The sequence below is a fragment of the Flavobacterium sp. GT3P67 genome (assembly GCF_004349155.1).
GTDB classification, from domain to species: domain Bacteria; phylum Bacteroidota; class Bacteroidia; order Flavobacteriales; family Flavobacteriaceae; genus Flavobacterium; species Flavobacterium ranwuense.
The window spans coordinates 1-22,992 of sequence record NZ_SMLF01000015.1; the positions used below are offsets into that span (position 1 = coordinate 1).

Annotated in this window: 9 protein-coding genes; 7 read left to right on the forward strand and 2 right to left on the reverse strand. The window is 38.8% G+C overall.

The features are described from left to right. From E0H99_RS16400 to E0H99_RS16420, 5 genes are all read left to right on the forward strand, one after another. A partial coding sequence (locus tag E0H99_RS16400) for a tail fiber domain-containing protein (RefSeq protein WP_205728707.1) occupies positions 1-876 on the forward strand: 876 nt, incomplete at its 5' end. A 155-nt stretch (positions 877-1,031) separates the two neighbouring features. Next, positions 1,032-10,745 (forward strand): beta strand repeat-containing protein, encoded by a 9,714-nt coding sequence (locus E0H99_RS16405; RefSeq protein ID WP_131998151.1) that lies wholly within the window; start codon positions 1,032-1,034, stop codon positions 10,743-10,745. A gap of 167 nt (positions 10,746-10,912) precedes the next feature. Then, positions 10,913-12,259 (forward strand): TlpA family protein disulfide reductase, encoded by a 1,347-nt coding sequence (locus tag E0H99_RS16410; protein ID WP_205728708.1) that lies wholly within the window; start codon positions 10,913-10,915, stop codon positions 12,257-12,259. A 140-nt stretch (positions 12,260-12,399) separates the two neighbouring features. Beyond that, entirely contained in the window at positions 12,400-13,158 is a 759-nt protein-coding gene (locus E0H99_RS16415; protein WP_131998154.1) for a gliding motility-associated C-terminal domain-containing protein, read from the forward strand. A gap of 48 nt (positions 13,159-13,206) precedes the next feature. Further along, positions 13,207-14,079: a PorP/SprF family type IX secretion system membrane protein gene (locus tag E0H99_RS16420; RefSeq protein ID WP_131998202.1), complete on the forward strand. Its 873-nt coding sequence runs from the start codon at positions 13,207-13,209 to the stop codon at positions 14,077-14,079. Between the two features lie 255 nt (positions 14,080-14,334). On the opposite strand, the gene E0H99_RS16425 is transcribed toward E0H99_RS16420, so the two are convergent. After that, positions 14,335-18,405, reverse strand: coding sequence for a T9SS type B sorting domain-containing protein (locus tag E0H99_RS16425; protein ID WP_131998157.1), 4,071 nt, complete (start codon positions 18,403-18,405; stop codon positions 14,335-14,337). A gap of 1,088 nt (positions 18,406-19,493) precedes the next feature. On the opposite strand from E0H99_RS16425, the gene E0H99_RS16430 reads away from it, so the two are divergent. After that, the gene (locus E0H99_RS16430) at positions 19,494-19,763 is read left to right on the forward strand and encodes a hypothetical protein (protein ID WP_131998160.1); all 270 of its coding nucleotides are present in this window, start codon (positions 19,494-19,496) and stop codon (positions 19,761-19,763) included. Positions 19,764-19,916: 153 nt separating this feature from the next. On the opposite strand, the gene E0H99_RS16435 is transcribed toward E0H99_RS16430, so the two are convergent. Further along, positions 19,917-20,270: a hypothetical protein gene (locus E0H99_RS16435; protein ID WP_131998163.1), complete on the reverse strand. Its 354-nt coding sequence runs from the start codon at positions 20,268-20,270 to the stop codon at positions 19,917-19,919. Positions 20,271-22,095: 1,825 nt separating this feature from the next. Between E0H99_RS16435 and E0H99_RS16440 the strand changes: the two genes are divergently transcribed. Continuing rightward, positions 22,096-22,959, forward strand: coding sequence for a helix-turn-helix transcriptional regulator (locus E0H99_RS16440; RefSeq protein ID WP_131998166.1), 864 nt, complete (start codon positions 22,096-22,098; stop codon positions 22,957-22,959). Positions 22,960-22,992 lie beyond the last annotated feature (33 nt).

Genomic DNA, 22,992 nt, shown 5'->3' on the forward strand with positions numbered 1-22,992 from the left:
ACAGGGAAAGCCTCCGATGTTTCGAAAAGCACCATTGTGTTGAGCGGTTTTGCCGCGGCAGCAGCAGATATTGATTTAGGAACAAAAAAGATTGTAAACCTTGCCGATCCGGCAATGGGAACAGATGCTGCGACAAAAAATTATGTAGATACCAAGGTTATCGCTCCGGCTAATATTAACCTGACTACCGGCAACCTTTTTGTTGGTGATATCACAGGGAAAGCATCCGATGTTTCGAAAAGCACCATCGTGTTGAGCGGTTTTGCGGCAGCAGCAGCAGATATTGATTTAGGAAGTCAAAAAATTGTAAACCTTGCCGAGCCTACAGTCTCTGCTGATGCGGCAACAAAAAACTATGTGGATACCAAAGTTAGTAGTATAGTCTCCGGTGCCGATAATCTGGGAAATCACACCGCGACACAGAACATTAAGCTCTCGGTTAATTCCATTAATAATGACGGTCAAAGTGGTAAAGGATTAAGCTTTGCTACACGGGGTGATGCAAGTTTTGGGCAGGATGTAACCGTGAATGGAAATTTCTACACTCCGTCAGATAGCAGGTTAAAAAACCATATCGAAACTTTGGTTAATGTATTACAAAAAATAGAACAGATTAGAGGGGTAAGTTTTGAGTATAGGGATCAGCATAAATATGCGACAGGATCAAAAATTGGTGTTATTGCGCAGGAACTACAAAGGGTTTATCCTGAAATGGTGACGCAAGGCAAGGATGGTTTTTTAAAAGTGGATTATACCCAACTTACCGGTATTGTGATCCAGGCGATAAAAGAGCAACAGAAAGAAATTGATGTATTAAAAGCCCGGATGGATCATCAACAGAAACAGATCGACAGCATCTTAAAAAAAATGAATTAATATAAATTAGGGTTCCAAGAAATTGAAGATAGGTTTTTATTCTGGGTTCCGAATAGGGAGTTTATCGAATATCAGCATGATAGCATCACAATAGGCGGGAAGAAAATCAAAAGAGTAAGAGACACAGGTTTCTGAACAAAAAGACACACGTTATTTTGAAGACATTATTTTCTATTTTTAAGATTGTTTTTTTCTTAGTGCTTATCGGTACTAGTACAGTTTCTGCACAAGATTATTTTCAGATCATTGGCGGTGTTCCTTATCTTCCGGCAGTTGACCCGTCAGCTGTTGCGACTCCTATAGCCGGAATGCTTATTTACAGCACTATAGAGAATCAACCGCTGATTTACAATGGAACTTCTTGGGAAACGCTATGCAGCAGTAACATCGATACCACACCAGTTAATGATTATCTGGAAATAAAAACCGGGATTCCATTTTTGCCGTCTTTAAGCACGGACCCAATAGGTATTATCAGATCTGGTGCAGTTTACTTGTCAAAAACGGAAAATGCCGTTAAGCTTCATGATAAGGATATTTGGGGAAAGGTAGATGCGATAGCAGGTAAGGGTATTTTTACCGAGTATAGTGATTTTTCTACTGATAGCGGGTTGAAAGTTTCCAAACTGCCTGTTCTTAAAAGTGATCCGGTACCATTTCGAATGGGGGGCATTTACATCAATACGGTTTCAAAATCCATCCGGTATTACAATGGAACAATATGGACAGATATAAATTGTTTGCCTGTCATCTCGCTTATTCCGATTACTTCCATTAGCAGTATGTCCGCTCTTAGTGGTGTTGATATCATCAATAACGGAGGATCGAGAGTCACCCTTCAGGGAATCTGCTGGAGTACAAATGTTAATCCTGATATTACACTTGGTACTAAAACCAGTAACCCGGTATTTGGTACGGATATAGGACTTTTTCCGAGCACGATTGGTGGGCTAAAAGCAGATATGGTTTATCATGTGCGTGCCTATGCGGTTAACAGCTCTGGGATTGTGTACAGTGATGACGTAATGTTCAGGAGCACTATGGCTGACCTGGCTTCTCTTATCACTATACCGATTGATGCTAGTATTTCTCTGATTAGTGCCAATAGTGGAGGGGTAATCAATAGCGATGGAGGAGGAGCGATTTACTTGCGTGGAATTACCTGGAGCATCATCGGGGATCCTATAACTAACCCTGCAACGAAAAGTTTAGATGGTTCAGGAGTTGGTCCCTTTCCGAGTCAGATAACTTCTCTGGTTAGAAATACAAATTACTATGTTCGCGCCTATGCAGATAATGAGGCAGGCAGGGCTTATGGTAATCTATTAGAACTTGTAACGGCACCCGCCACTACGCCGGTGCTCAGTTTACCTAATATCAAAATTAGAGATATTACAGATACTTCGGCTGTAAGTGAAGTTACCATCATTGATAATGGAGGTGAGGTAGTAACCGAGCGGGGAATGTGTTGGAGTACAGACCGGGTAAATATTATTTATGGTCCTTCGACGGCCGTAGGTCCCACAGATATTGGTGTATTTGTATGTAATATCACTGGCTTAGTCACGGGAACAACTTATTTTGTTCGGGGTTATGCCAAGAACAGTTTAGGTATAAGCTATACAAGTGAGTCGAGTTTTATTACTACTTCTTCACCTACATTAACCACTATTATACCCTACAATTATGATGTCGACAGTTATAAAGATGGTTTTTTTCCAAGTCTTGACGGTACCCGGGCTACCAGCGGCGGGGATATCACCAGTAATGGGATTTCATTAATTACCAAACGTGGAATCTGCTGGAGTACAAGCCCTAATCCTACAAATGCTTTAGTCACTAAAATAGAAGACAATATAAGCGGAGGTGGTACAGGAGCTTTTTATAAAAGCTTTAATTCATTAACTCCGGCTACTACCTATTATGTTAGGGCCTATGCGATCAACAGTAATGGCATAGCCTATGGTAATGAACGGAGTTTTAAAACGCCACAACGGCCGATATTGACAACTACAAGTGCTTCATTGATTACCAATACCACTGCTAGCAGTGGCGGAAATATTGTAACTGATGGTGGTTTGTCGGTAACTGAACGAGGACTGTGCTGGAGTCTGACCGGCACTCCCTCGATTACTGGGGCACATATTGGTAATGGAACAGGGGATGGTAATTTTATCATTAATCTAAAAGATTTAAAGGGAGGAACGACCTATTATATTAGGGCTTATGCCATTAATACTGTAGGAGTAAGTTATGGCAGTATACTTAATTTTACAACTGCTTCGCCTGAAAAGGCCACAATCACCACCTCGGAGGTTCTTGACACGGCTGATGCTACAGCCATCGCCGGCGGGAGTATTACAGGAGATGGTGGTGCAGCGATTAGCTCCCGTGGTATAATCTGGAGTTTAACACCTGGTTTTGTTCCGGATTTATTTTCGCCGAACAAAATAGAAAATAGTGATGGTTCGGCTACCTTTACTTGCACCATTATGGGGCTTGCACCGATGAAGACATATTATGTCGTAGCGTATGCCGTCAACAGTGCGGGTGTGGTATATGGCAATGAGATCCATTTCAAAACATATACGATACCTGTTTTAACGACAAAAGCCATAGCGATCAGCAGTATAAGTGCGACCGGCGCCGTAGGTGGTGGTACTATTTATAACGATGGAGGAGATAGGGTAACTAGCAGCGGGATAGTCTGGAGTACATCCGTCAATCCAACCGCTACATTAGCCACAAAAACGACAGGGGGAATTGGTATCGGGGAATTTATCAACGATATCAGTGGATTAATGGGAAGCACTACCTACTATGTCCGTGCGTATGCGATTAATAGAGCAGGTACGGCTTATGGTAATGAAATCAATTTCACTACAAAAGCTCCAACCAGTCCCCTGATAGAAACAGCGGATGCCACTAAAATTACAGGGAATACAGCCGTTAGTGGGGGACGTGTAATCACTGATGGCGGAGCCGCTATTACTGAATTCGGAATTGTTTGGAGTACCGTTTCAGGATTCACCCCTAGTACGACGACCAGCCAAAAAACCGTACAAACAACATTACAAGTCACAGGCAATTTCAGTAGCGACATAATTGATTTAGTTCCTGGCACTACTTATTACGTATGTGCCTATGCGTCTAATATCGCTGGTACTACATTTGGTACTGCTGTAGTTTTTAAAACTGCCTTGTTGGCTGTAGTAACTACCATAGCGCCTTCTGTTCCTTCGATTACCAGTACTGCAGCGACCAGCGGAGGCAAGATCGTAGCCAATGGCGGATCTTTCATTAGCAGAAAAGGAATCTGCTGGAGCGTCACAGATAATCCAACTATTACAGACAGCATTAGTGAAGGTGGTTCCGGCAATAGCGATTTTGCAGCAGATCTTAAAGATCTGATGGGTTCAACAACGTATTATATACGTTCTTTTGCTATTAATACTGCTGGTATTGCTTATGGTAATCAGATAATTTTTACAACACTTCCACCAGTTCGTGTCACTATAGTGACCACAATTGCAAGCGAAATTACCGGAGAAACGGCTACCAGTGGAGGAGATATTACCAGTAGTGGAGGCGCATTGGTAAGTGGCAGGGGGGTAGTTTGGAGCACCGATCCTCTTTTCGACCCTGATGCCGTTGTGATAAATAGAACAGCAGAGACGGGGTATGGGAAAGGAATTTTCGTAAGTTACATAAAAACTTTAATACGGGGTACCACCTACTATGTGCGTGCTTATGCGGTAAATGTTGCAGGTACCGCTTATGGAAATACGGTTAGCTTCACCACTCCCACAATGGCTACTATTACCACTAATTTACCGGATTTCTTGACCGCCACTACTGCCGTTACGGGTGGTACTATAACAAATTCCGGTGGTTCAGCTGTACTCAAAAGAGGAGTATTCTGGAGTATTATTAAGGATTTTGTTCCTGATGCTGCATCAGCCGACCAAACCAATGACGGTACGGGTATAGGCAGGTTCGACAGTGTACTCACGGATCTCGCAGCCAATACAACCTATTATGTAAGGGCTTACGCAAGTACTATTACGGGTATTTCATACGGTGGAGAGTTTAGTTTTACCACATCTCCACCAACCAAAGCGAGATTAACTACCGTTTCTGCAACCGAAATTACTGGGACAACTGTCAAAAGTGGCGGAGATATTACAGATGAAGGTGGGGCAACCACTAATATTCGTGGGCTGGTATGGAGCAGCTTGCCTAATTTTGATCCCATCTCAGTAATAGACAACAAAACAGCACAGTTTGGAGCAGGGAAAGGGGTTTTTAGCAGCTCGATCACCGGACTGATTCGGGGTGCTACGTATTATGTACGCGCCTATGCTTCCAATGACGCAGGAACGGCTTATGGAAATGAGCGGAGCTTTACCACTTCCGTAACCGATGCCATTCCCGTGATGGCAACTATTATAACTAATTCAGCTGATTTCGTGACTAGTTCCAAAGCGGTTACGGGCGGTACTATAATGGATTCCGGTGGATCAAGTGTGCTTAATAAAGGGGTGTTCTGGAGTACTGTTAAGGAGTTTGTCCCTGATATGGCATCAGCTGACAAAACCGATGACGGTACCGGCGTAAGTAATTTTTACAGCTATCTCAAAAACCTCACATCAAATACATCCTATTATGTAAAGGCTTACGCAGTTACAACTGCAGGTATTTCTTATGGAGAAGAGGTTACGTTCAATACAGCTCCAACCAGCTTAGCAACATTGACTACAATTCCTGCAACCGACATTACTGGCGAAACGGCTAACAGTGGCGGGGATATTACTGATGAAGGTGGAGAAACCACTCATATCCGTGGGGTAATATGGAGCACTGTACCTGATTTTGATCCTGCTACAGTATTAGCAAATAAAACCAGGGAGAGTGGGGCAGGAACAGGTGTTTTTGCCAGCACCCTTACCAAACTAAATCCGGGTATTACCTACTATGTGTGTGCCTACGCGGTCAATGCCGAAGGAATCTCTTATGGAAATAAAATTAGCTTTACCACTCCCGCTATGGCCACCATTATTACTAATTCACCAGGTATAGTGACCAATACTACAGCGGTTATAGGCGGAACAATAAGCAATTCCGGCGGCTCAGCTGTACTCAAAAGAGGAATATTCTGGAGTACCGCCGGTGGGTTTATTCCTGATATCTTATCGCCAGATCAAACCGATGATGGTACAGGTATCGGTAGTTTTGATAGTAGTCTAAAAGACCTTATACCTGATACAAGGTATTATGTAAAGGCTTACGCAATTACTGCCGCAGGTATTTCTTATGGGCAACTGGTTAGTTTTTTTACGTATCCACCTACCCGAGCTGTATTAACCACTGTTGTTCCAGCCAATATTACTGACACAACGGCGGATAGTGGTGGAAATATCGCTGATGAAGGCGGTGTAGCTGTTGATAGCCGTGGGGTACTATGGAGTACTGTACCTGATTTTGATCCCGCTACAGTAACAGTGAATAAAACCGTACAGATTGGAGGGGGGACCGGTGTCTTTACCAGCGCAATTACCGGAATGAATAAAGGCACCACTTACTATGTACGCAGCTATGCTACAAATGTAAAAGGTACGGCTTATGGGGACGAGCTTAGCTTTACCACGCTCGATACCCCCACTTTATTCACAAGAAATATTTCTGATAACACTGGAATCGCTGCAGTTAGTGGAGGTTTAGTGCTTTCCGATGGCGGAGCACCGGTGATTAAACAAGGTGTATGCTGGAGCACAAGCCATAATCCAACGATAGGATTCTCAACGAAAACTGTAGATTCGGGTGCAGAGTTTTTTACCAGCAATCTGACAGACTTATTGCCTGGTACCATGTACTATGTGAGGGCCTATGCCACTAATCGTATAGGTACTTCTTACGGGAATGAGGTTTTCTTTGTCACCAATCCGATTCGAGCCAGTTTGACTACCGTCGATGCTGAGATCACCTCTGATACCACAGCCAATAGTGGGGGACTCATCAGTTCTGACGGAGGTGCCCCGATTACTTCCCGTGGTATTGTTTGGAGCACTGACGAAAACTTTGATCCTGATACTATTATACTGAACAGAACAACAGACGGATCAGGTGTAGGTGGCTTCGTAAGTGAGCTTAGGGATCTGGAGAAGAGCATCACATACTATATACGTGCCTATGCAACCAATAGTGCAGGAATGGCTTATGGTAATCAACTCACAGTTGTCATATTTGCGACTTCACCAATTCTCGTCACCAAAAAAGCGAGTGTAATTACAGCTACCACTGCAACTGGCGGCGGGCTGCTATCCAACGATGGAGGAGCGACCGTAACCCAACGCGGAATATGCTGGAGTACCAAACAGAATCCGACCATCACATTAATTACTAAAACCAGTGATGTAGATTTAGGAGACGGAAGTTTTACCAGCCTGATGGTGGATTTATTGCCGAATACACTGTATTATGTTAGGGCTTATGCCAAAAATGGAATTGGGGTTGCTTATGGCTTTGAAGAATCATTTATCACTCTTGCCGCACCCACTTTAACGGCTACTACGCCGGCAACAAGCATCAGGGCTACTATGGCTACCAGTGGAGGGTGGATTACCGATGATGGGCGTACCCCAATACTCAGCCGTGGAATTGTATGGGATACCTATAGTAATCCTACTGTTGCATTGAGTACTAAAACAGTAGATAAAGGGATATTGGGTACCGGTCTTTTTAGCTTGGATCTTAGCGGTTTATTGCCAAATACAACCTATTATGTACGAGCCTATGCGACCAATATCGTTGGTATTACTTACGGTAGCGAGATGGTATTTACAACAGGCCTGGTAACGCTCCCGGTTTTATCGGCAACGACCGTTACCGATATTGCCGAATATTCGGCCAATGGGCATGGCGACGTGATTGATGATGGGGGAATGCCGATAACAACCCGAGGATTTGTATGGAGTACCAGCAGCTTACCAACCATAGCCCTGTCAACCAAAATTGTAAATGGCCTCGCAGGATCGGGTTCATTTAACGACTTTTTCTCCGGTTTAATGCCGAGCACTTCTTACTTTCTACGGGCTTATGCTACCAATATTATGGGTACCAGTTATGGAGATGAAGTGGTCTTTAAAACATTGGCATTAAGTCCTAGCTTGAGCAATGTGACAATCTCTACTATCCAGTTGACAAGTGCAATTGGAACCGCTAGTCTGGACTCTGATGGTGGCGCAGCAATTACTGATCTTGGACTAATCTGGAATACAACAGCTACGATTCCTATTGCAACACCGAGTAACAGCCTTTCTGTCGGATCTGTGGGCACGGCAATTTCAGGTACACTTACTGGTCTCTTGCCTGGTACTGTGTATTATGTTTGGGCATTTGGGGCCAATGAAATGGGAACGGGCTATAGTGTATCTCCTAAGACTTTTACCACGTTGGATCTGGCCACCCTTACGACCACGAATCCTAATACAATTACGGGCACTTCAGCTATTGGCGGCGGTACGATCACTAATAGCGGAGGAGTAGGAGTGTCCGTTTTGGATAGGGGCGTTTGTTGGGATACAGCGCCAAATCCAACTGTTGGTCTGCCTACCAAAACGAGCGATGGCATCGGCAGCGGTACTTTCAGCAGTACGCTTTCAGGCTTAACAAAAGGAACCCTATATTATGTGCGGGCCTATGCCACAACCGATATGGGTACCAGTTACGGTAACCAGCGGAGTTTTTCCACTGTTGATACCCCAAGTGTAAACACTACTGCTGCTGCAGCTTCCGTTACGGCTTTCTCGGCAAGTTGCGGGGGGAGTATTTCTAGCGACGGAGGTGCATCAGTAACTTCTCGTGGTGTTTGTTGGAGCACGACACATGATCCAACCATTCTGGGATCTAAAGCGAGTTCTGGAATTGGTACTGGTTCATTCACTGTTGCCCTCGGGGGATTGACATCGGCAACCACCTATTATTTCAGAGCTTATGCGACCAATGCCGCAGGTACTGCTTATGGTGATGAATCAAGCCTTACCACATTGGCGGTAGCACCTACCTTGAGCAATGTGTCAATTTCTTCTATTCTGATGAATAGTGCAGATGGAAATGCTACCCTGACGTCTGACGGTGGGGCAACAATGACTGATATGGGTCTGATCTGGAGTACTACATCGGCGTATCCGATTAGAACAGGGAGTAACAGTTTTTCTGTAGCAGCCAGTGGAACGTCAATTTCGGGAACCCTTAACAGCCTCTTATCTGGTACGGTGTATTATGTTTGGGCTTTTGGTACCAATACGATAGGAACGGCTCACAATGCAACCTACGCTACATTTACCACTAGCAAACTGCCTTCAGTAGGTACTAACTCAGTAGTTACCGCCATTACGGAATTTTCTGCCACAAGTGGTGGAACAATTAGTAACACCGGAGGAACAGGAGTGTCGATTCTAGCTAGTGGAATTTGCTGGAGTACAGTAACAGATCCGACTGTTAGTCTGCCTACCAAAACAATCGATGGTCCCCTTACTACGGGCACTTTTGCCAGTAGCCTGTCAGGTCTAATAAAGGGAACCCTATATTATGTGAGGGCATATGCCACAAACAGTATGGGTACCAGCTACGGTGCAAACGTGAGTTTTCTCACTCCTGCCACTCCGACTGTAGTTACCGCTACCAGTGTGACTCCCATTGCGAGTACCACGGCAACTTGCGTGGGGAGCAACGTTACCAGTATCGGAGGTTCGGTAGTAACTGCTCGAGGAGTTTGCTATGGTACAACGACTGGCCCAACGATACTGGGAACTAAAACAACCAATAGTTCCGGGCTGGGTGTATACAATAGTGCGATCAGCGCATTGACACCCGGAACCACGTATTATTACAGGGCCTACGCTACCAATAGTTCTGGCACGACTTATGGCAATGAATTAACTTTTACGACCTTGGCGGTACTTCCTCTCGTGGGTCCTGTGACACTTTCAAACCAGACCACTACTTCGGTAGACGGTTCTGCAACAATAACCGCAGCGGGGGGAGCTATATCGAATCATGGTCTGGTGTGGGGTACGACGTCAAATCCAACCATAGCAAACGGCGTCCTAGACAGTGGGACAGGTGCGGGAGCTATCATAACCACGATTGCTGGAGCATCAGAAGGCACATTATATTATGTACGGGCGTATGCGACCAATACTGCGGGTACGGGATATAGTTCTGGATCAGCCAAATTCAAATTATGTGCGCCCCTTACCAAAACCCATATAGCAGGGACAGGGACTAACAAGGCTCCGGTGACAAAAACAGTAACGTATAACACAGTGTCAGTCAATTATTCAGGTACACCAATGTGCTGGATCACGCAGAACCTTGGAGCCGATCGTGAGGCTGACTCGGCTACTGATGCGTCAGAAGCCGCGGCAGGCTGGTATTGGCAGTTTTCAGGAGTGAACGGTTACATGCATGACGGGACAACCCGCACCCCTAGCACGGGCTGGGCATTTGTGGCCGGCACTGGCACTAGTAGCTATACCGTTGATCCTTGCGGTTATATGCTTGGCGCCCCATGGCGAATTGCTTATGCATATGAATTTACCGCTGCTGATGGCCCACCCCAAAACTGGATCACAAGTGCGAATACGTTCGCTTCCCCGCTGAAGCTACACCAAGGAGGAATGCTGTCAGCCCCTGCTGGTGCACTGGTGCTGCGTGGAGTAGCTGCCAATGCGTCAGGATTTTACTGGGCCGGCGGTATTAATAGTACCGCCGACACCGCCAGCTATTACTATGCAGGTGGTGTCAGCTCTGGTGTAACGAATAACGCTGATAAAAGATCTGGTCTTTCTGTACGTTGTGTGAAGTAGCAATAAGTAATAGTTAAATGACAAAATTGAATAAAATACTAATGAATAAAGAGCGGACAAAATCATCATTTATAAATGCCGTACGGCTTTGCTGTATTGCAATTTTATGGCTGCTGGCCATGCCTATGACAGGACAGATACAAGATGTCAGTTTAAAAATACATCTGATGGGGGTTTCCCAAAGTAAAATTAAAATACTGTCTGTTGCAGGATCTTCGATGAAAACCATTGCCGAAAATCCCGGAATAAATAAAGGAGAAACGGCCGTACTCAAAGTTGCAGGAAATATGCTTCCGGCGGAGTTTGTAGTGCGGTTTGACTATCAGGAAAAGGAAGGTGGCGATTTTTATCCTGCCGAAAAACACATTTTTATGGGCAAGCAAGACTTGGAACTTTGGGCACGACCCAAAGCCTTGAATGAGCCAGACAGCACCTATTTTCAAAAGGGCGAAATAGAAAACACCTTGTTTGCCCGTTTTTCGGCAGACAATGGAAAGAAACGAGAGCAATTGGGTTTGTTGCAGAATGTTCTGACGAACTACGACCAACAGGAATCAAAATTCTTTTTATTGACTGCGGAAGAATACGAACAGCGGCGTTTGGTTTATAACAAATGGATAGGGACAGAGACGAATCAGCACCAATCAGCTTTTGTAAGCAATGGGTTTGTATTCCAGCACCTTCCCCCGATGATGTGGAAAGGTACAGAGCGGGATAGGACGAATATTGCTATTGATCGTTATTTTGACGGGATGGATTTTAAAAACCCATTAATCATCAAAAGCACCGATATCAAAGATTGGATGAATAAATATGTAAATCTTTATGGAACAATGTGTCCCACAACGGAGCTTCGGGATTCATTATTCACACTGGCAGGAAAGCGGGCGATAGAGAAAGCCCGGTTAGGACATCCTTTGGTATATGGCTGGATGGTAGACTATTTCTATAATGGGTTTGAGAGTTTTAACATAACCACAGGCATAAAAATGCTCAAGCCTTACCTGAATGATCCGCTTTGCCTGACCAACAAGAGAAAGGCCATAGAAGAGAGACTGAAAGGAATGGAAACCTTGGTAGTGGGATCTGTTGCGCCTGATTTTCCCTGGAAACTGGACTCGGGTGAGACGATAGGATTCCATGAATATAAAACGGAAGCGAAATATAAACTGGTACTGTTTTGGTCGGCCGACTGTCCGCATTGCAAGGAGATGATGGAGAAATTTTATCCCTGGTATCTGGAGCCGGCTAACAGCAAGTTGATGGATGTTTTTGCAATTAGTTTGGACGAAACGGAGACCGAAATCCCAATATGGGAACGAGAGATGACTATGCTTTCTGCTTTCAAACATAAAAGAGCAGAACAGGGAGTCCGGAGTCTAGAAGCTACCGCATACTTTGTATTGGCTACACCCACAATGATTCTGGTAGATGCTAAAACCAATACAATTGTGTCTCTGCCTGAGACCGAGGAACAGTTGCATCTTTTTTTATCGAAGAATGGTACGGATTGATTTTTGGCATTCCCTGAAATTCAGATCAAAAAGCAATTGTGTAAGCAACTGCAGCTGAAATTCCCGGGGTCTTTTTAAACTTTTTTTTGGCGAATAGATAAGCTGATACCGTGTTGATATTGTACAATAATAGAGGAAAAATGAAAAAAATAATAACGCCAATTTTTATGGGAATCTCCCTTTTGCTATCTCCCTCCATAAGGGCACAGCTGGCTATTGAGTCGGAAGGTATTTTTATCAAAAAAGAGACTCTGTTTTATACGGAAGGGCTGACCCTGATTCCTTCCCATAATGTGGATATGAATAATCAGAGCATTACCGTGCAGGCTAGGGCAGTCATTTGGCCAAAACTCAGCAGTATTCAGCTGATGTATCAGTTCAGTAGGCCAATGACCTTTGCAGGTGAGCTGGGTTTTAATTATAAGGATGTAGCGTTAAATGATAATGACGAAAAGAATTTAGTGTTGGCCTATACAAAAGCGGTCAGCAATAACTACAAGGATTTTGAACTTGTCAAAGGAACTAGTGTCAAGCCCGACAAGACCTATATAAGCTATGTCTTTGGGAGTGCGATTAATTTGTCGAGTTTAACCGCTGTGTCGATGGAGTCATCCCTAACAACCCCTTATACTGAACTGGAAGCCAATAATTTGATAACGCCTAATGGAGATGGGATAAATGACTTCTGGATTGTAAAAAACATGCAGCAGTACCCCAATAATGAGTTGTATATCTTCGATCGGGATGGTCGTGAGGTTTTTACGATGAATGGGTATGATAATTCGTGGAACGGAATGTCTAATGGTAACCCCCTGCCGGAGGGTACCTATTACTATATCCTATCAATTGATTCCGGTAAATCAAAAAAGAGTGGATTTGTGTCCATAGTAAAAGAATAAAAGAATAAATAAGTAATGATGATAAAAAATAGAGTTGAAAAGGGCATGATGACATTCGTGAGTTTAATTTGTACAATAATAAGCATGCAAAAGGGTTCCGCGCAAAGCAGCAGACCATTAGGTGCTCAGTTTTATGAAAATCAGTACCTCAGTAATCCAGCTTTTGCCGGTATAGAGTATGGACTTAATTTGAATCTAAACTACCGCAATCAATGGAGGTCTATTGCCGGCTCTCCGGTTACTATGTCCATAAGCGGAGATTATCGTTTTAAAAGTGTGGGGGTTGGCCTCAATATTTATAAGGATGAGGCTGGTTTGCTAGGGAAAACCCAAATAAAAGGTACCTACGCTTATCATTTGCCACTATACGGCGATAGGAGAGATTTGCATTTTGGCCTGTCTTTGGCAGTTATGCATCAAAACCTGGATGATTCAAACGTAATTGCAGAATCCGGTGATGTGCTGGTAGACCAGTTTAATCAGCGAAAAAGCTATTTAGATGGCGATTTTGGGATTGTCTATACCACAGAGAGACTTACCCTTCAGGCGACATTACCAAACTTAGGAAGATTGTTTTTTCATAAGAACGAGCAAAACACGATAAATGGATTTGTTTACTTAACGGCAGTATCGTATAAAATAGGGACCGACCTGGATGCTTTATCCATTGAGCCAAAAATTAGTGTTAGAGGAGCTAAAGGCGTTGACAATATTGTAGATATCGGCTCCAATGTGAAGTTAAAAAGAGATATGCTTTCTTTTATGGCGATGTACCATAGTGACAATAGCGCGACCCTTGGTCTGGGATTAAACTATGAGAAGTTCTTTGTCCAGTTCTTTTATACCAGCCAGCAAACCAATAATAGAGAAAATTTTGGAGGAGATTTTGAGATTAATTTAAAGATAAACCTTTTAAAATAGTAAAAGGTAAGAAGCAAAGAAAAAGAGGAAAATCTGATTTTATATAAAATAAAGGGGTAAAAGGTTGCGATTTTATTTGAAAATGACAAGTAAACACATGTAAGGAACAGGTATAAATATTTATTTGAAGAAAATTAAATTTATACCTGTTTTAACTTAAAAAAATGAATTATAAAAGCCTTAGTGCATTTTTTAATGATAGATCTCGACGGTTCAATAACTTATCAATTTACTTTTCATGTTGTTTATTTATAATTATCGTTTCATACTAAAATGTGCTTTGAATTCCTGGTCAACCCCATGATATTTATAAAAGACTTGAAACCAATAATCGGATGCTGGAAGGGGATGTCCATTGTCAGTTCCGTCCCAACCAGAACTGGCAGGGCTGAATTGTTTAATTAATTTTCCGTAACGATCATAGAGGTAAATAACCGCGTCAGGTTGATTTGTTATATCCCAAATATTCCAAAAATCATTATTACCGTCTGCATTTGGAGTGAAATATTTTGGATATTTCAATACTTTAGAACTTAATGTAATAGTACCGCAGTTACCTTTTGTATCATTAATGGTAATATTATATACTCCCGAAGGGACATCATGAAATACATTGTCAGTTTGAAAAGAGCCATTTTCTAATTGGTACTCATAAGATCCAAAACCATTTGTAATAGTTATGATAATGTCGATGCTGTCTTCAAATGGAGCTGTAACTTCAGCATTTGCAATGGGCAGGCTAGATTTTTCAACAAGGACCGTTGCTGGTTTGTAATTACAGTCGTTTCCTATATCCTTAGTTTTTTTTAGGATGGTTACTAGATAGTTTCCTTCTTCTGTGGCACTATAATTAACTCCTGTACCCATCAATACTCCATTTAAGGACCATTCTGCAGTGAAGATTTCGGGATTAAGACCTGTGGTTATTTCAAAAGAATTTAGTAATGCACCCGTTGTGACATCGACACAAATTACACCGCCATCAACTACAAGATCTTTTAGTGGATAGATTGTAATGTTAAACTTTTCTTCAGCAAAACAACTTGAATTAGACTGTGATGTGGCGTAGATATAAATTATTTGACTTGTCATAACCTTTTGACCTTCAATATATCTGGTTCCAGTGCCATTGGTCCCAGAAAAATAGTTACCCAGTCCCAATGGTGGGAGGGCGTAACTGCCGCACGCTTCTATATCAGGCTGTTTGACTAGAATAGGTGTAGCAGAAATAGTAACTATAAAATGATCCTCGTCGGAACAGCTTAATCGATTGCCTGTACTTGCATAAACGTAAATAGTTTGAGAAGCCGTTAAGATTGAACCTTCTTTAATAATGGAGCCTTGTCCGTTGGGTTGAGAGAAGTAATTCCCAATAGCTAATGCTGGCAATGTATAACTATCACAGCTGTTTATATCCTCAAAGTTGCCAACCTCAATACCTCCTGCATCAATTCTAAAGAACGTTTCATTGCTACAATTGCTAAAATCACGCCACTCATTATAAATGTAAATTGTTTGTGATATAGATATAGTAGTTCCAGCAGCAATAACATTTCCAGAACCATGCGGTCCCCCAGAAGCGGTATAATATTTTCCATTATTTAATGGCGGAAGCGTAAATCCATTGCACGTAAACACATCAGTGAAGTTGTCAACAAGGGGATGCTTTCTGTAAGTGATGGTAAAATTATCCTGAGCAGAGCATCCAAGATCATTGACATCATAGATATAGTAGGTTCCGGATAAGACTATTTGACCTCCCTCTTTTAATTGATTTCCATCTCCGTTTGGTCGATCATAATATTTACCACTTGATAAATGAGGCAACACAAAATAATCTTCTTCACATCTGATTTCGTTGGCTAAGTTAATTAATAATGGTACTGGTTTTATTGTAATTTGATAACTTAAACTATCGGTGCAATTGGGAGTAGTTGATGTTTTTACGTAATAATATACAGTTTGTGAACTCATAATTGTAGTTCTGGCTGGAATAATATCTCCTGCCCCCAAAGGCTGATTATAATAATTGCCAAAAGGAACTACTGGTAAAGTATAGCTTCCGCATGAAGATATGGGCTGGTAAACGGAAGTGTCAATAATATCTACCCTAAACATATTCTGATTTGTACATCGTCCATCATTTATAAATACGTATACATTTTGACTAAAAGTAAGTATATCTCCAGCATTTAAAGAAGTTCCGCTGCCTCCTGAACCAGTATAATAATTTCCATTGATTAATGGTGGTAGTGTATAGGAGTTACAAGTAATTACATCGCTTGGATTGTCTACTGGCGGTAATGGAAAAATAGTTAATGCAAGTGCTTCATCTCTACAAACAGCACCGTTAATAAGAGCATAATAGTATATAGTTTGATCAATGGTTAAAACGGTTCCGGCTGGAATTAGTGCGCCAGTTCCATTTGGTCCTTTAAAAAAGTTTCCTGCTGCTGTTGCAGGTATTAGATATTGACCACATCCTGTGGTTGGAAAAATAATTTCGTCAATAAAAGTTATTGTAAAACTATTCTGATTGGTACAGCCATCCGCTGTATTTGAATCATTAAAAATATAATAAATGCCGCTGCTATGTATCTTATCACCAGCATGTAATAAGGATCCTGTTTTGTTTGGACCCGTGTAATAATTGCCGTTGGTAATAGGAGGTAATATAAAGCTACTACATTCAATTACGTTAGCAATAGTATCTGTCGGAGGTAGAGGTGAAACTGTGATAGCAAAATTGACAATGTCAAAACAAGTGTACTTTAAAAAGTCCATTCTAACCCAAATCGTTTGCGGAGAATTTAGAATTTTTATTGGAAAAGTATTTGGATTTAGTATTGGATTTACATTGTTTTGAGCATCAGTTTGAGATATAAAATAAGAAATAGTGTAACTGGCGGGATTTTGTCCATTAAGAATTATTGCATTTTGAATAGTTAAATTAGCCATTATAATTCCTGATTTACTGTCACAAAGATTTATAGTTGGAGGAGTTGAGGCTTTAATGGGATCGTTTATCAAAAGACTGAACGACAATAGGTTGTTGCAAATTGTATTTACATTTGAATTGTGTATTATTTTAATATAAATGGTTTGGTTTCCGATACTCGAATAAGATGATATTTGTGAGGCTGGAATAACTGGACCATTTGCATTAGCATCTGCTAAAGAAGCAAAATATATGAGGGAATAGTCGGCAGGATTTAATCCTAATGAAACAAGATTATTTTGTGTTAAATCATACTGATAGTCGGATAGGATCGAGTAGCAGGAAAACAAATTAATGGGAGTTTTAATTTTAAAATCAGAAAGGATAATTTCATCAGTAATTGTACATCCTGAAGCAGGAAGCGTCGCTTTAATTCCATAAGTTCCTTTTTGAGTTGCTGTTAAAGTAGAACCAGAGGCGCTAGGAATAGCTATGCCGTTTAATGTCCAAGAAAAAATATATGAGTTTCCCAGTCCGCTGTCAAGAAGAATATTTTCGCCTTCACATATCGTTTGGTCAGGACCTAGATCGGTCGTAGTGCTGAAACTTCCTCCTTTAATAAAGACTGCGGAATCTAAGTTACTGTCATAATAATCTGCGATTGCTAACTTCATTCGATAGGTTCGATTGGGAACAACAGTTGAGGATGCCTTTAACAATGCAGTTTCACCACGCATATTTATAGCTGAAGTAGTGGTATTCGATACATTGTAGTGTGAAAATAAATTTGAATTTGCAGATAAACAAGAAGAGTTATAGGCATTATCTCTAATATTTTTGATAGAAACAGGAATAGTAGTTTCTGGAATTACGGCCAGGTTAGTGGTATTGCCTGTTGTTAAATCAGTTAATAAAAAAGTAAAAACATCACTGAATCCGCATTGGTATTGCCCATATTCATTGGAAGCAAACAAAAAATCAAAACTGAAATTGCTTGATGTAGGAATGAAATCAAATTGAATAAAAGCGACATCGGTTATTGGAGCAAGCTGTCCGTTTTTATCACTTATGGACTGAATGTCAATGTCTCCAAGAGTAGTTAACTGACTGCTTTCGTTAATTCCGGTATAAGCTCCTTCTGTATATTTTGCAACACCATTTCGAATAATTAGACCATTTGAAATGGGAAAATTTGCATTTGCATTGGTAAATTGCCCAATACCTTTATGTGATGAAAATAGAAAATTTGTTAAGGTTGAACAAGAGTTTTGCATCAATTCATCTTGGATCAGCTGCGGTATACTTAAAGTGGTGGTGTCAACCACAATTCCTTGAGAAAAGGAAACAGAACCTAATAGAAGCAAAAGGAAAATAAATAAATTTTTCATAAATCATTTATTGAATAAAAATGTTTTTTTTTAATAGCAACAGCTTTTAATTTTGTAGAATCATTTAACTCTAGATCGGATTATAGTGAATCATTTTTTAGTGGAAAAATTAAAAACTTATAGCTGCGATAAAATTTTAAAAAAAAATCTATAAAATGATTGTGATATTTAAGTATTTACTTTTTTAAATGTATTTGCAATATGTTTTGTAGTTGCTAATGATAATTCGCAATTGATAGAATTTTATTTCAAAAACTGATATACACTGTAAGCTAAAACTGCTACTAATACCATACAAATTATAGATGCGATTGGTGCAAAAATTTCTATATCGCTGTTTATTCTATCAATTTTTTTTGCACAGAAGCGACAAAAATAAAGTTTTTTACATTCTTTTTTTCGTCCATATATAGTTGTCTTCATTGTCTTTACAAAGCTTCCAGACTCTTGGAGGTTTTGCCTTATATATTCGTTATTAATAGGTATATGAATTCCACAGTGGCTACAATTAAACATGTTGTTTTTTATTTATTATAATTATTAGAAGTATTTTTGGAAAATTCAACATTTAATAAAAGAATTTAAATTTTCGTTGAAATAGTTAGATTTTTAATCACAATACCAGATTTGAAATTAAACTTGATTTTCAGTTCGACATTATTGTTTAGTAGAATATTTTTTTTTTGCGGACAAACAATAGTAAAACACCAAAGATTCCAGCAAGAATATTTATGTAATTTATTTTCAATGAGAAATCTTGAAATAAAAATAGATTCGTAATATTAAAAATTGTAAAACCTATAACAATAGGAAAGATATAATCAGCTTTGTGTTTAAATTTTAAATCAAAAGGATAAAAAACACTTCCGAATCCCAAAACGGAAAGAGATAGGAGGTAATTTGTTAGAAGTTCAGTAAATATATCAGAGATATAATTAAGTACAATCATTCCCAGTAAAATAGAAAAAAGAATTAAGATTAGTTTTTTATACATATTTTTTATTTATGTCCAATAGTCAAGATATGAAGACGTTAGTTAATTATTTTTTTTACGGATGTTTAGTGATTAAATAAAATAGAAACGGTCAATGAAAAATGTACCAATTAATGGGATGGGCTTTTTTAGCTGGTTTATAGCGTTGTTAATTCCTAAAAACATAAAAATAAGTATCCATAGTTCCATTGTGGAAAATAAAATTATTGAAATATTAGGAAATAGTAGTATGGGGAGGATACTAAATAGTGTTCCTAATATTCCTAAGCCAAATGCTTGTTTTAGATGGTATTTGGCTAGTGGTGATTTTCCACCGCTGTTATATAATATAAAAGACACTATCCAACCAACTATTGTTATGTAGCCAATAGCGGAAATTGTTTTTCTATTCATTTTGGTTTTAAACTTCATATATTGCATAAGGCTTCTAAAATGGATTTTCTTTACTCTAAATTGAATACGCATTCTACTATTTGTGAAAGTTTGTAGCATATCAGTACTCTTAAGTTTTTGTACTTCACGGAAGTATGTTCAGTCGAGCGAAATAAGATTGTAATTGTACAATGATTTCTGGTAATAGTTTAGATGCATCCAATAACATGATATTTTCTAATCTTCTCAATTTCATTAGCCTTTCTTTATTAAAAGCACAAATAATCATTGGTATTTCTAAATTATTTACTTTCAAAAGGTTGTAAACATCATCTTCTGAATAGATGACAAATATTAATATTGAGTAGTTATTATTTTTTTTATCAAAATTTTTAAAATTATTATACGTATCAAACAAAATATATTCTTTAAATTTATGTTTTACGATTTTCGAAAAATAATTCTGATTATCAAATACTATCCCTTTTTTTTTGAACATTATATTGTGATTTTTGTTTGCTGGACGATTTTTATTTCAATAAATTATAATAATAAAGGTTTACTTTTCAGAAAAATATTTCGACATAGAAGCCGTGCACTTCAATCCAGTAGTTACTACTACATTTAATAAATACCGGGAGGAAAGATTTAATTTTTTTAATAAACAAGTATAGTTTCATAGCACGCAATGTTGCATAATCTACTTTGTTTGTATAAAAATTGTTGTCCCGGCGGCAGAATTTCCCAAAACCTATTTTACCCTACCTTAATTAAAACGTACTACATTTTTTTTTAAATAAATAAGTAGCGCCGCCTGAAACAACAAAATATTCTAATACCAACACTTGTCTTTTTACCCAATTACAGTAACTTCATTTAATGAAAATGATTAATATAAACTGTTAGTTGATTTTTAATAACTATTTAGAGATTTTGGACAATTATTAGGAATTTATTTTTGATTAATTTGTGTATAAATAATTTTATAGGGCAAATTTGCGTAAGTTTCCATTGTTCTTCATGCACCCAGGTTAATAAATGAATTTGCATAATTTACTTAGGTGTTTTCTTCAAAACAAGACATAAATTAAAAACCGTTCAATTTTAGTAGGTTCCGTTTTTTTTTTCGCTGAATAATTTATTAATATTTAAAAAAAAATGGGGAGGTACATTTTAGACGTTTCTACATAATTAAACCTAAAACCTCTAGTGTCAACTTCAGTAAGAATATTGTGTAACAGGGTCAGAATATAGAGTTTTATTGATGAAAAAGAGAGTTTATGATTTTTTTATTACTCGGTTATGTGCTGTTGAAAATAACAGGATCTATTAAAATTTCATATATTTCGGAAGTATGCATAATTAAATGTTTAGTTGTTATTTCATTGTCCTTATAAAGTCAAGGAAATATGAATGGAGTTGGTCTTGAGGAGATAGTTTATGTTTTTTAATCAATTTCATGATTGCAGTGGCAGAATTTTATAGATGTTGGGTTTTACCATATAAATTGTATTTGTAGTGGTGCGGATATTATTCTCAACTCACTGATATCAATATGCTTTTTCATTTATGATCTTGCCATTTTTTCTGATGTAAACAGAACTATTGAAACAATTTATTTTTACTGCTTTTTCTTTTATAGAGTCTATTCCTTTGCTCGTCTCGTCCACAATAGCAGCTAGGATAATTTAAAGTCAAAAATGTTAGATTTAATGTAAATAATCTTGAAGATTTTTTAATCTTTTAGGAAGTTATTTTTCTAGTAATCCTTCAAATTAACCTGATAAAGTAGTGGCAAATTTTGAAAAATGAGAACTAAAACTTCCTATCACTTCTGCATCAAAAATTTGAGAAGAAGTTTTATCCTTCTTAATGAGTTATTAATCGAGATGAATTTTTTTTATTAAGAAGTTCTTCTCTTTTTATTAGAAATTTGTTTACTAATAATGTTAATTTCATCTATCAAATTCTAGTTATGCTAACTAACCAAATACGAACTTTAAATAAATATTTCAAATTTTTCCCGCCTCAGAGAAGAATTAAGAAAAACAATTAGAAATACAGAGAGTTACCAGTGAGTCTAGTTTTTATCTAGTTAAGGTATTTGAAAAGCATATTTATTTATTCCACATTTCACACAATAGCAGTTTTACTAATGTGGAAGTTATGCGTTGAATTGATACCCGGCAATTGCCATCCTTAGTTCATTTGGTGAATGTACCAATTTATAGCTCCCACTTGTAAAGTGCTTGGTAATTAAAAATGATTTACTTTTCTTTGTGAAAGTTTATGTGCTTTACTAGTCAGCAGTAGATCAAACAAAGATGATAAACATTCCAATACGACATATCAATGAAATCCTAAAGGAACCATATTTATTTGGAAGCTTTACCATTAGAGATATTCGAGAATTGTTGAACGAAAAAGACATGGTTCAGGATCTTCATCGACATGATTTTTACTATATACTATTTCTAAAAAAAGGTAGTGGTATTCATCAGATAGATTTTAGACCGTATGAAATTCAAAATCATTCGATCTTCTTAATGCGTCCAGGACAGGTACATCAACTAGATTTAAAAGCAGGAAGCACAGGATTTTTAGTACAATTTAAAACTGATTTTTTTTATTCCCAAAACAAAATATTTCAACAACTGATTCGCAAAGTAAATCATATCAATTTTTGCAACTTAGATGACAATGGATTTTATAAATTAAAGATTATTTTATCGTATATTTTCAAAGAATATAATGATAAGCAAGAAGGATACCAGGAAGTAATAAAATCAAATTTAAGTATTTTTTTTATTGAATTAATTAGACATCGTAAAAACAAGGAAATCACTCCTACCGATAACGACAGTTATGCTCAGGAGCAACTGGATAAATTCTCGGAACTTTTAGAATCAAATATTGCAGTAAAAAAGCAAGTGTCACAGTACGCGGATATATTAAATATCTCGACTTATCAGCTGAATGCAATCACAAAATCGCTACTAAATAAAACTCCTTCGGAATTGATTAATGAGTACATTATTTTAGAATCAAAAAGATACCTTCTCGCAACTTCAAGTCAAGTGAACCAGATAGCGGATCACTTGGGTTATGAAGATATTTCTTATTTTATAAGGTTTTTCAAAAAACATACCGGTTACTCACCAGAAGCCTTCAGGCATAATTTCAAATAAGTCCTATCCAACTTCATTTTTGTCCTATCGTGC